Source organism: Rhodococcus sp. AQ5-07 (assembly GCF_009707305.1).
GTDB classification, from domain to species: Bacteria; Actinomycetota; Actinomycetes; order Mycobacteriales; family Mycobacteriaceae; genus Rhodococcus_F; species Rhodococcus_F erythropolis.
Genome location: NZ_CP046099.1, coordinates 3,817,653 through 3,830,240 on the forward strand (window position 1 = coordinate 3,817,653; position 12,588 = coordinate 3,830,240).

Below are 12,588 nucleotides of genomic sequence, written 5' to 3' on the forward strand. Positions count from 1 at the left end.
CACAGAGCAGCCCCTGAGCGAATCGCTCAGGGGCTGCTTCTTCGTGCAAACAACTGCGGGGCGCGACAAGGGGTCAAGCACCCCGCAGTTGAGTCTGGAGGGACTAGTGAGCGGAAAAGCTCACTCGTGCACCGGTAATCGCTACCTGATCACCCTTGGTGACCTGGAAGGCCAGGTCGTCGGGAGTTCCCCACGCAACGATGGACGGCGACTCACCCGGATGGATCGCCGCAGCGAATCGGCCCTCGAGACTGACAAGATCAGCCGGATGCACTCCGGCGACCCGAGCAAGCTCGAGTGTGCTGGCGGCCAACGTGCACAGCCCGTGCATGATCGGACGCGGCTGGTTGATCCGCGCCGCAGCCTCGGGATCGATGTGGATGTGGTGTTTGTCGCCCAGGAGCCGGTACATCGCCGTCTGGTTCTTCGCTGTGGTCAGCACACCGGTCAGCGAAGGCTCACCGGTCGGCTCCGCCGGACGTGAGGGTCCACGTTCTCCGCCGAATCCACCGGCACCGGGAGCAAAAAGTGACCAGGTCGCGACGAAGTACTCGCATTCCACCTTCACTTCGAACACCGCTGCTGCGCCCTTGTCCCACACCTCGCCGACCGAAGCCTTCAACGTCACCTCACCGCTACGCGGAAGCGGAGCAAGCACTTTCAACTCTTGCGAGCCGTGCAGTGCCGTCGAGGTGTCGAAGGCGCCCGCCGAGCCCAGAGCGTCGGGAGCCCACTGTGCCAGCGTCAGAGCAAAAGTCGGCAGTACCCGAAGCTGATCCTCGAAGACGAGGTCCAGCTCGGTTGCCTTGGCGCCCACGGCGAGTGCGTACAAGATCGCGTCGCGCTCGGTGTACGCCACGGTGCGGGTACCGAGATCGGCTCCGCGCCAATCGCCGGCGGTCTTCGCAGCTTCCGAAGTTATCACTGTCATTTCCTCTCTTAAACAGCGCCTAGAACGAGACCGCTGGTGGGCACTGCCGTTCCGGCTGTGACCAAGACGTTTTCGACGCCGTCGGGCTGATTGGTCGACGTTCCTCGGACCAGTCGCACACCTTCGGCAATTCCGTTGACGCCGTGCAGGTATGCCTCGCCGACCTGACCACCGTGAGTGTTGGACGGCAAGCGTCCACCGATCTCGAGGTTGCCTTCGCGAATGAAGTCCTTGGCTTCGCCTGGCTTGCAGAAGCCCAGTTCTTCGAGCTGCGGAAGCACCAACGGGGTGAAGTGGTCGTACAGAATCGCGGCGTTGATGTCATCAGGGGTCAGGCCGCTCTGGCCGTACAACTGACGAGCAACCAGGCCCATCTCCGGGATACCCGAGATGTCAGGACGGTAGTAGCTGGTCATCATGTGCTGATCCTTGCTACTGCCCTGAGCGGCGCCCTTGATGATGACGGGCTTGTTGGCCAGATCCTTTGCGCGCTCGGCAGAGACGATGACCAATGCCTGGCCGCCGTCGGTTTCCTGGCAGCAGTCGAGCAGGTGCAGAGGCTCGGCGATCCAGCGCGAGTTCTGATGGTCCTCGAGTGTGATCGGACGCTCGTAGAACCAGGCAGCCGGGTTGTTGGCGGCATGCTTGCGCGCCACCACTGCAACTCGTCCGAAGTCCTCACTCGTCGCACCGTACTGGTGCATGTAGCGGCGGGCGAACATGGCGACCCACTGAGCGGGAGTCGACAATCCCTGCGGAGTCATCCACGCATATGCCGCGCGATCCGCGGTGCTGTCCATGGGTCGATCGTGCTGGCCAAGGCCGTAGCGCACACCGGAGCGCTCGTTGAAGGCGCGGTAACAAACCACGACGTCGGCAACACCCGTCGCAACTGCCATAGCGGCCTGCTGCACGGTGGCACACGCGGCGCCGCCACCGTAGTGAATGCGCGAGAAGAACTTAAGCTCGCCGAGGCCACAGTTGCGAGCCACGATCGCTTCGCCGTTTGTCTCCGACGTGTAGGTGGACAGACCGTCGACCTCGGACGGATCGATACCGGCGTCAGCGAGTGCCGCGACGATGGCCTCACACGCCAACTGCAGTTCGGTGCGGCCGGAGTTCTTGGAGAACTCGGTGGATCCGATGCCGACGATGGCGGCGGCTCCCGAGAGTGGGCTGATCGCCATCAGAGCCTCTCCTCTTCCTTGAAAGCGACTGCGACGGTGCCGGATGCATGGTTGCCGAGGCTGTTTGCACCCTGCACCTTGATCACGACCACTCCGTCTTCCTTGGACACGACCTCACCGGTCATCGTCATGGTGTCACCCGGGTAGTTGGGCGCGCCGAGACGAATGGCGATGCGGCGCAAGGTCGATGCAGATCCGGCCCAGTCCGTGACGTATCGACCGACAAGACCGTTGCTCGTGAGGATGTTCATGAAGACATCCTTGGATCCGCGCTCCTGGGCCAGGCTCGGATCGTGGTGCACGTCCTGAAAATCGCGAGTGGCGATTGCCGTGGCGACGATCAACGTGCGGGTCAGCGGGATCGCCAACTCGGGCAATGCCTCTCCGACAACGACGTCTGCGTAGCTACGACCGGCAAGAACGGTCATGCGAGCACCTCCACACCGGATGCGAGCTGCGCACCCAGACGCGCGAGATCGGAGCTGGAGCCGCCGAGGGTGGCAGCAATCTGCTTGCCCCACAAGAGGTGACGGTGAACCGGGTAGTCGGTGTCGACGCCCATACCGCCGTGGACATGCGTGGTGCGATGCACGACGCGCTGTCCGCCGTCGGTTGCCCACCACTTGGCGACCAGTACCGAGGTGCCGAGATCCAGTCCCTCGGAGATACGCCAGGCGGCCTGCCACAGTGTCACCCTCATCGCTTCGAGATCGATGTAGCAGTCAGCGAGTTGATGATTGACGGCCTGGAAGGTCGCCAGCGGACGGCCGAACTGCTTGCGGCCGTTCAGGTACGTGACAGCCTGCGCGACTGCACCCGAGCCGACACCCCATTGAATTGCGGCCAATGCCAGCTCAACTCGGTCGATCAGCCACGGAACCGTGGTGCCGTCAGCCGCACCGATCAGCTGCGCGGGGGCACCGACAAAGGTGACGTTGGCACAGATCTCCCAGTTGGTGGACTGCGTCTGTTCGAGCGTCACTCCTTCGGCATTCAGGTCCACAAGCAGCAGTGCCGTACCGGTGGAAGCGGTTGCCGAAACGAGAGCAAGGTTCGCGACGTGAGTCATCGGCACTACTGCCTTCTCACCCGTCACGGTCCAGTTGCCGTCGGCATCCTGCTCGGCCGTGGTCAGCGGGTCGCCGCCCGTGTACGGACCGAACTCTTCGAGACCGACGGTCAGGAATCGACTGCCGTCGGCAACACTCGGAAGGAGCTCGGCACGAAGGGAATCGGAGCCGAATTCATTGACAGCCAATGCCGCAAGGGTCGTTTCCCAGATCGGCACGGCGGCAACGTGACGGCCCTGCTCCTCCAGCAGTGCGTACAGCTCGGACAAGCCGAGTCCGCCGCCGCCGAACTCCTCGGGCAGGGCGATACCGAGCAGGCCGGTGGTCGCGAGTTCGCGCCACAGTTCACGGTCGACGCGCTCGGCGGAGAGTTCGATCTCCTTGGTGCGCTCGATCGTTGCCTTGCTGGTGAAGACCTCGTCGGCCAGTGAGCGAATCGCGTCCTGCTCTTCGCTGAAATTGAAGTCCATCAGTGCTCCTCGCGTACGGCCGGCCGGAACGCGGGAAGCGTCAGATCCGGGTCGGCGTCGATCCAGTCAAGTTCCACGGGCATGTCGACCACGACATCTTCGGGCGCGATACCCACCATGTTGGCGATCAATCGGGTTCCCTCTTCGAGTTCGATTACCGCAACGATGAGCGGGTAGTCGAACGCGTCGATCTTGGGGTGATGATTGACCACGAAGCTGTACACCGTGCCCCGCCCCGACGCGTCGATCGTGTCCCACTCGAGTGACTGGCACTCCCCGCACATCGGGCCGGTGGGATGACGCAACGTCTTGCAGGACGTGCAGCGTTGGATCACCAGACGGTGCTCTTTGGCCGCTTCGAACCAGAAAGCATTGTCCGCGTTGAGAGCCGGACGCGGACGCAATGCGCGCGGAGCCTCCGGAGCCTTGGCTTCCTGCGGCTTGAACCGCAGTGTCCGCCACCGCTGCGTGCCGACAACTTCGTCGTCGCCGTTGCGGTACGTCTTGAGCGTCGTCACGAAGTGTCCGACGCCGAGGCCGGTCTTCTTTTCCGGGGAAATCGACTCGATGACCTCGGTGTAGTTCACGCGATCGCCTGGGCACAGTTCGGCGAAGAACTCCTGATCGGAATCGGTGGCCACGACGGAGCTGTAGCCGGCCGCGTCGAGGGTGGCGATCAGATCGGTCCACACCTGCGACGGGTCGTTGCCCGCCATCTTGTCGGTGAACGTCCGCATGATCCAGACCTGGAGCATCTGAGCGGGAGCGACGACGCCGTCACGGCCGGTGGCGCGGGCAGCGTCGTCGTCGAGGTAAACGGGGTTGGTATCGCCCATGGTCTCGGCCCAATGCCGGATCATGGGGATGTTGACCTCGTCTGGCCCCCAGGTTGTGGGAACAAGCGTCTGGCCGACAAAAGCGTCGAGTTGCGCCGAAATGTCGCTCACTTGACCCTCTTTTCGCGAACGAGTCCCAAGCCGATTGTGCCGACCATGTCACGCAGAACCTCGTTGACGCCGCCGCCGAAGGTGTTCACGACACCCTGACGCGAGATCTGCTCGATCTGACCGGCAAGCAAAGCGCCCGGAGACTCGGGGCGGATGCGTCCGGCGGAGCCGAGAATTCCGAGCAGGGTGCGGTAGACGTCGACATGAGTCTCGGTCCCGTACGTCTTGGTAGCGCCGGCGTCGGCTCCGGAGAGCGTGTCCTGCGCGACGGCTGCCGTCATCTTCCAGTTCAGCAGTCGCATGGCCTCGAGCTTGGCGTGTGTACGAGCGAAGTCCTGCTGCACCCACGGGATGTTGATGGCACCGTTTTCCTTGGCCCAGTCCAGAACCAGGTTCCACAGACCGTAAGTGCGACCACCGATGGCCGCCAAGCCGATTCGCTCGTGATTGAGCTGAGCCGTGATGAGCTGCCAGCCGCCGTTGACCTCGCCGACAACGTCCTTCGACGGAACACGAATGCCGGAGTAGTACGTCGACGTCACCATCAAACCGCCGACGGTGTTGATCGGTGACCACTCGAAGCCTGCGTCCTCGGTGGGGACGATCAGGATCGAGATGCCCTTGTGCTTGGGGGCGTCCGCGTCGGTGCGGCAGGCCAGCCACACGTAGTCGGCGGTGTTTGCGCCACTGGTGAAGATCTTGTTGCCGTCGACGATCCACTCGTCACCGTCGAGAACCGCACGAGTCTTGAGTGATGCGAGGTCGGTGCCGGCCTCGGGCTCGGTGTAGCCGATGGCGAAGACGATGTCGCCGGCAAGAATGCCGGGCAGGAATCGTTCCTTCTGCTCTTCGGTGCCGTACTTCATCAACGTCGGTCCGACGGTATTGACCGTCACGAAAGGGAACGGCAGACCCGCGCGCTGAACCTCGTCGAAGAACACGAATTGCTCTTCGATGGAGCGTCCCTGGCCACCGAATTCCTTGGGCCAGCCGATGCCGAGCCAGCCGTCCTTACCCAGCAACTTCACGATCTCGCGGAAGTACTCGCCGCCCACACCTTGCTCGCCGGCCGCGCGACGCTTCTCTTCCGGCAGCAGCGCCGCGAAGTACGCGCGCAACTCCTTGCGGAGCTCCTGCTGCTCGGGCGATTCCCTCAGATCCATCGCTGTTTCTCCTATGGCATTCATGGCTGGCAACTCTTGGTCTGGACGCTAACCAGATGCCCAGGTGGGCGCTGTGAATGTCTCGTTGAGCGGGAAGCCGAAACATGAGCGGCGTCACATAGGGTGAGATATGCGCATGGACTCCTCGGATCGCGTCGCTCTCACCGACTTGGCCGCCAGGTATGCACAGGCCGTCGACCGCCGAAACACCACCGCGCTTGCGGCTCTCTTCACTGACGACGTGGCATTCGTCTTGCCGCCGGCATTGAACGGAACGGATGCGCCGACGGAGATACGTGGGAACACCGTCGTCAGCAGTTCGGTGGTCGATGCCGTCTCACATCTGCACTCGACCCGGCACATCGTCGAGCAGCAGATCCTCGACCTCGACAGCCCCACCACCGCGCACGGTGAGGCCTACTGCTCCGCGCACCACATCTATCCGCGGGGCGAGGGCCACCGGGACAACCGGATCGAGATTCGTTATCAGGACAGCTTCGAAAAGGTCGACGGCACCTGGCTGTTCTCGCGTCGCGAATTGGTAGTCGATTTTGCCGAGGACGTTCCGATCATCCTGCTCGGACAATAGGTACAGGAAAAAATCGCGGTGATTCTGTATCTCCTCACGGGAGGTTTACCGGGCTAGCGTTCAGCAACTGTCACGCCATCTCGGCGTGACGTTCGGCTATGTCTTGGAGATTCACATGTCACGCTCGCGCACCAGAAGATTCCTCGCTGCCTTCGCAGTGGCCGCCGTCGCAGTCGGAACCGTCGCAGCGTGCTCGAGCGACAACTCCTCCGATGAGAACGCGCCCCTTCGCATCGTCGCTTCTTCGGTTCCGCACGCCGAGATCTTGAAGTTCGTCGAAGAAAAGGGCCTGCTCGGCGACACCAAGATCGAGGTCAGCGAGATCACCGGCGACCTCGACGCCAACGAGGTGCTCGAAGCGGGCGACACCGACGCCAACTTCTTCCAGCACGTGCCGTACCAGGAATCGTGGTCGAAGGAAAAGGGTGTCGACGACCTGGTCGCCGTGGCGAAGGTCCACGTCGAGCCCCTTGGTGCATATTCCAAGAAGGTCACCAACGTGGCCGACCTGCGCCAGGGCGCAACGGTCGCTTTGTCCAACAACGTGACGAACTTCGCCCGTGGGCTGTACCTGCTGCAGCAGGCCGGTTTGATCAAGCTCGATCAGCAGTTGGGCGCCCCCGGCACCGACATCACGCAGATCAGCGAGAAGAACATCATCGACAACCCCAAGGGACTCACGTTCACCCAGGTCGATCCCCCGCAGCTTCCGCGCACTCTCGACGACGGAAATGTCGATCTCGCAATCATCAACGGCAACTACGCAATCGAAGGCGGCCTCAATCCCGCCAAGGACGCACTGGTGCTCGAGAAGGCCGAGGGCAACCCGTACGCCAACGTCCTGACGGTTCGCACCTCCCTCGAAAACGATGCGCGAGTGCAGAAGTTGGCCGAGGCGTTGACGTCCACCGACGTCGCGACGTTCATCGAGCAGACCTACCAGGGCTCGGTCATTCCGGCCAGCGCTACCTGATCGAGACCCGTCATGGTCTTCTCGATCGAATCGGTCTCCAAGGAATACGGCAGCGGCACAAAAGTTCTGCATGCACTCGATTCCGTGTCCCTGAAAATCGAAGACGGCGAAATCTTCGGCATCATCGGCAAGAGCGGCGCCGGTAAATCGACTCTGCTGCGCTGCCTCAACCTGCTCGAACGCCCGACCAGTGGCCGGATTCTGTTGGGCGACACCGATCTGACCGCGTTGAGCCCCGCGCAGTTGCGCGATGCACGCAAGCGGATCGGTGTCGTGTTCCAGCATTTCAACCTGCTGCACTCCCGCTCGGTCGCCGCCAACATCGCCTTTCCTCTCGAAGTGGCGGGGTACTCGCGGGCAGATCGCCGTGCCCGCGTCGACGAGCTGATCGAGTTGGTCGGCCTGGAAGACCGACGTGACGCCTTCCCTTCGCAACTGTCCGGCGGACAGAAACAACGGGTCGGGATCGCGAGGGCCTTGGCGGCTTCTCCCGATGTCCTCCTGTGCGACGAAGCCACGAGCGCCCTCGACTCGGATACGACCGATTCGATCCTCGACCTGCTCGCCGACCTCAATCGACGTCTGGGTGTGACCATCGTTCTGATCACCCACGAGCTCAACGTGGTTCGACGGATCTGTCACCGCGCCGCCCTGATCGACCAGGGACGCATCGTCGACGAGGGAACGCTCACCGAACTGGTTGCGGACCCGGACTCACCCCTCGGCGAGGCGCTACTGCCGACCGGAACGGTGCGAACGTCCCCGACCGGAATTCCGGCACTCCTCACCTTTGTCGATTCGCTGTCGACCTCGCCCGTGATTTCCCAACTCTCGCGTGATCTCGATGTCGACGTCACCGTGATCTCCGGCGGTATCGAGGACATCGGAGCCCATCAGGTCGGCCGCCTTCGCGTGGAGTTCGCCTCGCACACCGGACTCGCCAACGACGAAGAGACAAGAAAGTCTGTCGAAGAACATCTTTCGCAGCGCGGAGTGAAGGTGACGTTCTCATGAACAAGACGTCCTGGCAGGATTCCCTGGGCGAAGCATGGGAAGCCCTACTCGACACGCTCTACATGGTCGGCGTCTCGTTCGTGCTCACCGTGATCATCGGTATCGCCCTCGGCGTTCTGTTGCACGCGAGCGCGCCCGACGGAATCCGTCCGAACCGCGTTCTCAATTCGGTACTGGGCACCGTGGTGAACATCGGCCGTTCGCTGCCGTTCGTGATTCTGTTGGTCCTCCTCATCCCGGCGACGCGGGCGATCGTCGGAACAGCGCTCGGGGCGACGGCAGCGCTCGTCCCGCTGACCATCGGCTCGGTGCCCTTCTTCGCTCGCGTCGTCGAGAACGCACTGCGTGAGGTCGATTCCGGACGCGTCGAAGCAGCACGATCCATGGGCGCCACCGACAAGGACATCATCGTCAAAGTGCTACTGCCCGAATCAGTTCCGGGATTGGTAGCCGGAGCAACCCTGACGGCGGTGATGCTGATCGGTTTCTCGGCCATGGCAGGCGCCATCGGCGCCGGCGGTCTCGGCGACTTCGCAATCAAGTACGGCTACCAACGATTCAACACACCGGTGCTGTTCGTCGCTGTCGTGATCTTGATCGTGTTGGTTCAGGCGATCCAGTCGACCGGCGATCTCGTAGTTCGTTCGATGGCCCACAAGCGGTAACCGATCAGCTCGACACCATCGCGATCGCAGTTCGCAGGCCGCGCCGCTTACCGGTCTGCGGATCGACGCCGAAGACTTCCTTGATTCCGCCGCGGATGCGGAACTTCAACTCCGAGTGCGTCTCCGGAGCATCGTCCTGGGACGCGGAGAGAAACCTGTTGGGCAGCGACAACTTCCAGATGGTCCGCAACGTCAATCCGTACTGCTTCCACAGCGGCCCGGTGGTGTACGGGAGGTCGTACTTGTCACACAAGTCCCGCAGCGGCACCGCGATTTCCGAGTACCGATTGCTCGGCAGGTCAGGGAAGCAGTGATGCTCGATCTGGTAGCAGAGGTTGCCGCTCATGAAGGCCATGACGGGACCGGCATGAAAGTTGGCGGACCCCAGCATCTGTCGTAAGTACCACTGAGCGCGGGATTCGTTCTCGAATTCCTCGAGCGTGAACTTCTCGGCACCGTCGGGGAAGTGCCCGCAGAAGATGACGGCGTAACTCCAATAGTTGCGGATGAGATTTGCAACGGCGTTGGCCGTCAACGTGGTCTTCCACGCCGGGCCGGTCAGGGCGGGGAACAGGATGTAATCCTTCGCCACCTGACGCGCGATCTTCTTTCCGACGTCCTTGGCCATCTCCGATTTCTCGGACCACTTCACCTCGCCCTTGCGAAGCTTGTCGGTCTCGAGGTGATGCAGTGCGACGCCCCACTCGAAGAGGGTCGCCAGCACGAAATTCGTGATCGGTTGGAAGAGATAGTCGGCGTGCCACTTCTGATCGCGCGTGACGCGCATGATGCCGTAGCCGACATCGTTGTCGAGGCCGACGATGTTGGTGAACTTGTGATGAGTGAAGTTGTGCGAGTGCTTCCATCCCGAGGACGGGCAGGTGTTGTCCCACTCCCAGTTGCTCGAGTGAATCTCGGGATCGTTCATCCAGTCCCACTGACCGTGGATGATGTTGTGGCCGAGTTCCATGTTCTCGATGATCTTGCCGACCCCAAGCAGCGCAGTCCCCAGAATCCAGGCAGGCTTCTTCTTGCTGGCGAACAAGACGATGCGGCCGGCCACCATCAGAGAGCGTTGAAACGCGATCGTCCGCTGGATGTATCGAGCATCGTGCGCGCCGCGCTTCTCCTCGATGTCGAGCCGAATGGCGTCCAACTCGCGCCCGAGCGCTTCGACGTCTTCCTCGGTGAGATGGGCATATTCCTTGATGTCGGTGATCGCCACAGTGTTTCTCCGTATCGGTTTTCTCCGTGCCGCAGGACTGGTCCGTCGGGCGGTACCCCTGGGAGCCGGTGCGGAAACGTCAGCCCCGATATTCATGTGCGTCTTCACGCAATCTATGCCAAAGTCGATATACGTGAGCCCCGAAAACAAGATCACCATCCGCACCGCTACCGAGAGCGACTGGCCGGCTCTCCAACTACTCGACTCGGTGGGGTTCGGTTTTCACCCGTCTCCCGCGGTCAGCGAACTGACGAAGGCGCTCTACAAGCCCGAGGACATCATCCTCGCCGTCGACGGTGACCTACCCGTCGGCGTGGCCATCGAAATCGACATGGAATTCACCGTGCCCGGCGGACACCAGCTCCCCACGCGCGGGATCACCTGGGTATCCGTCGCACCGACTCACCGTCGCCGTGGCGTCCTACGCTCGATGTTCACTGCACTTCACGCCCACATCGAGTCGACCGGAGCACCACTTGCCGCCCTGACGGCCAGCGAGGCCGGCATCTACAACCGCTTCGGATACGGCCCGGCCACCTTCAGCGAGGGCATCACCCTCGATCGCCGCTTCGCGCGGTTCCGCCCCGAGGTGCCCGACAACGGTGGCGTGTCGATCGTCGACGTCAAAGCTGCCTCGACGCTTCTACCCGAGATCTACGATCGCTGGCGACTGCTGACACCCGGCGCTCAATTGCGTCCGCAACCGCTCTGGGACCATATGTTCGCCGACCCGTCCGAGGATCGTGACGGCGCCTCCGGACTGTTCTTTCTGACACACGCGGACGGATACATCGCTTACCGGCACACGAGCGAGGGCCGCGACAGCATCGCCCGGATCGACGAGTTCGTGACGATCACCGAAGACGCGCACGCGGCGCTGTGGCGCACGATCTGCGGCCTCGACCTCGTCACCCGGATCGAGACACGCCAACATCCTGCCGGTCCACTCCGGCTGATGCTGACGGACTACCGTCTTGCCCGGACGACGACGCGCTCCGATCGACTGTGGCTGCGCATCATGGACGTGCCCGCGGCTCTCGAGGCTCGTGAATATGCTGCTGACCTGGACACCGTCATCAAGGTCGAAGATCCGTTCCTGAAGGCCGGCGGAACTTTTGCACTTCAGGTCAAGGGTGGCAAGGCCACCTGTACGGCCACTGACGCGGAGCCCGCGATCACGATGCCCTCTGATGTCCTGAGCAGCTTGTACCTGGGCGAGCACCAGGCCAAGACCTTCGCGGCGGCGCACCGACTCCACGCGTCCGATCCGCGGGAGATCCGGAATTTCGACTTCGCTTTCAACGCAGAGAAGCCCGCAATTCTCGGGTACGGATTCTGATGATCTTGCCGACACGGGCATCGACGATTTGTGCCGTCGGTCGTATTCAGGGTTAGCCTCGAACAATGGCGTTTGTCGAAAAGATGGTCAATAGGCTTCCTGAGCGGGTTCTCGTGCGCGTCCTGCCGCACGCAGAAATGCTCAAGTTCCTGGTGGTCGGCGGCATCGCCTTCATCGTCACCACGGTGCTGTTCTTCGGCATCAAGTGGACGGTTCTGCCTCAGCACCCGGTGACGGCCAACATCCTTGCGGTCCTGATCGCGACGGTTCTGTCTTACGTCCTCAACCGCGAATGGTCGTTTGCTCAGCGCGGTGGTCGACAGCGCCATCACGAGGCCGCTCTGTTCTTCATCGTCGCGGGTATCGGTTTGGCCATCAACCAGGTACCTCTCTGGACCTCCAGGTACGTGTTCCACCTGCGTCAACCCGAGGTGTCGGTATTGATGGAGAACTTCGCGGACTTCATCAGCGGATCGATCATCGGGACCCTGCTGGCGACGGCCTTCCGCTGGTGGGCCATGCGTCGGTACGTCTTCCCCGAAGAAGCCACCGACAGCCAGGTCGTTCTCGACATCGAAGCGACTCCCGGCACCAAGACGCCGACAACCGACGCCACCGCCCTCGACTGACTTCCCGGATCGACGCACCCGATCGCTCGCGCTTCGATCAGAGTTCGTCGATACCGATCAGCCCGTCCTGAAGGGCCCGTGCAAGCAGCGCCATCTTCGTCGGGGCTGTCCGGCCCACTTCGTCGTACTTCCCTCGAATACGCGCGAGATGCGTATTCACCGTCCCCTCCGCGATGTACAACTCACGGGAGACTTCGGCTTTCGAGTCGCAGCGAATCCAGGTCAACAGCACCTGTACTTCACGTCTACTGAGGCTGGGTGAGTCAGCAGTCTTCATCGGTGGTGTCCCTAACTTCCAGGCTTTTCGCGCGGTCGAACTCCCATGGAAACGGAGCATGGTCGCAGGGTCACTCCGTTTGTTGACTGAGATAACTCTCGAGCGAGAG

General features: G+C 62.3%; 14 protein-coding genes. 6 read left to right on the forward strand and 8 right to left on the reverse strand.

All coding sequences use genetic code 11. The features are described 5' to 3' along the window. Positions 1-103: 103 nt before the first annotated feature. From GJB56_RS17655 to GJB56_RS17680, 6 genes are read right to left on the reverse strand one after another with little or no spacing between them, the layout of a single operon-like run. Positions 104-931 carry a MaoC/PaaZ C-terminal domain-containing protein gene (locus GJB56_RS17655; protein WP_113682553.1) on the reverse strand — a complete coding sequence of 276 codons (828 nt, stop codon included), beginning with the start codon at positions 929-931 and terminating at the stop codon, positions 104-106. An 8-nt stretch (positions 932-939) separates the two neighbouring features. Then, the gene (locus GJB56_RS17660; RefSeq protein ID WP_020909132.1) at positions 940-2,118 is read right to left on the reverse strand and encodes a lipid-transfer protein; all 1,179 of its coding nucleotides are present in this window, start codon (positions 2,116-2,118) and stop codon (positions 940-942) included. Continuing rightward, complete coding sequence (locus GJB56_RS17665) at positions 2,118-2,546, reverse strand: MaoC family dehydratase (RefSeq protein WP_113682554.1); 429 nt, start codon at positions 2,544-2,546, stop codon at positions 2,118-2,120. The genes GJB56_RS17660 and GJB56_RS17665 overlap by 1 nt, the downstream gene beginning before the upstream one ends. Further along, a complete protein-coding gene (locus GJB56_RS17670) occupies positions 2,543-3,658 on the reverse strand; it encodes an acyl-CoA dehydrogenase family protein (protein WP_113682555.1) in 1,116 nt (371 codons plus the stop codon). Before GJB56_RS17670 ends, GJB56_RS17665 begins: the two co-directional genes overlap by 4 nt. After that, positions 3,658-4,605, reverse strand: a complete 948-nt coding sequence (locus GJB56_RS17675; RefSeq protein ID WP_113682556.1) for a bifunctional MaoC family dehydratase N-terminal/OB-fold nucleic acid binding domain-containing protein — start codon at positions 4,603-4,605, stop codon at positions 3,658-3,660. The genes GJB56_RS17670 and GJB56_RS17675 overlap by 1 nt, the downstream gene beginning before the upstream one ends. After that, positions 4,602-5,768 carry an acyl-CoA dehydrogenase family protein gene (locus GJB56_RS17680; RefSeq protein ID WP_020970792.1) on the reverse strand — a complete coding sequence of 389 codons (1,167 nt, stop codon included), beginning with the start codon at positions 5,766-5,768 and terminating at the stop codon, positions 4,602-4,604. Before GJB56_RS17680 ends, GJB56_RS17675 begins: the two co-directional genes overlap by 4 nt. A gap of 130 nt (positions 5,769-5,898) precedes the next feature. On the opposite strand from GJB56_RS17680, the gene GJB56_RS17685 reads away from it, so the two are divergent. From GJB56_RS17685 to GJB56_RS17700, 4 genes are all read left to right on the forward strand, one after another. Further along, positions 5,899-6,357: a nuclear transport factor 2 family protein gene (locus GJB56_RS17685; RefSeq protein WP_042952936.1), complete on the forward strand. Its 459-nt coding sequence runs from the start codon at positions 5,899-5,901 to the stop codon at positions 6,355-6,357. A 115-nt stretch (positions 6,358-6,472) separates the two neighbouring features. Beyond that, entirely contained in the window at positions 6,473-7,330 is an 858-nt protein-coding gene (locus GJB56_RS17690) for a MetQ/NlpA family ABC transporter substrate-binding protein (RefSeq protein WP_042952942.1), read from the forward strand. 12 nt (positions 7,331-7,342) lie between these two features. Beyond that, positions 7,343-8,344, forward strand: coding sequence for a methionine ABC transporter ATP-binding protein (locus GJB56_RS17695; protein ID WP_020970795.1), 1,002 nt, complete (start codon positions 7,343-7,345; stop codon positions 8,342-8,344). After that, positions 8,341-9,009, forward strand: a complete 669-nt coding sequence (locus GJB56_RS17700) for a methionine ABC transporter permease (RefSeq protein WP_113682557.1) — start codon at positions 8,341-8,343, stop codon at positions 9,007-9,009. The genes GJB56_RS17695 and GJB56_RS17700 overlap by 4 nt, the downstream gene beginning before the upstream one ends. Positions 9,010-9,013: 4 nt before the next feature. On the opposite strand, the gene GJB56_RS17705 is transcribed toward GJB56_RS17700, so the two are convergent. Beyond that, entirely contained in the window at positions 9,014-10,234 is a 1,221-nt protein-coding gene (locus GJB56_RS17705; protein ID WP_003939858.1) for a fatty acid desaturase family protein, read from the reverse strand. Positions 10,235-10,367: 133 nt separating this feature from the next. Here GJB56_RS17705 and GJB56_RS17710 point away from each other — a divergent pair, with 133 nt between their 5' ends. Next, a complete protein-coding gene (locus GJB56_RS17710) occupies positions 10,368-11,573 on the forward strand; it encodes an enhanced intracellular survival protein Eis (protein ID WP_397509854.1) in 1,206 nt (401 codons plus the stop codon). Between the two features lie 65 nt (positions 11,574-11,638). Beyond that, positions 11,639-12,202, forward strand: a complete 564-nt coding sequence (locus tag GJB56_RS17715) for a GtrA family protein (protein ID WP_003939753.1) — start codon at positions 11,639-11,641, stop codon at positions 12,200-12,202. 37 nt (positions 12,203-12,239) lie between these two features. Here GJB56_RS17715 and GJB56_RS17720 read toward each other — a convergent pair whose 3' ends face one another. Next, positions 12,240-12,479, reverse strand: a complete 240-nt coding sequence (locus GJB56_RS17720; RefSeq protein ID WP_020909141.1) for a LuxR C-terminal-related transcriptional regulator — start codon at positions 12,477-12,479, stop codon at positions 12,240-12,242. Positions 12,480-12,588 lie beyond the last annotated feature (109 nt).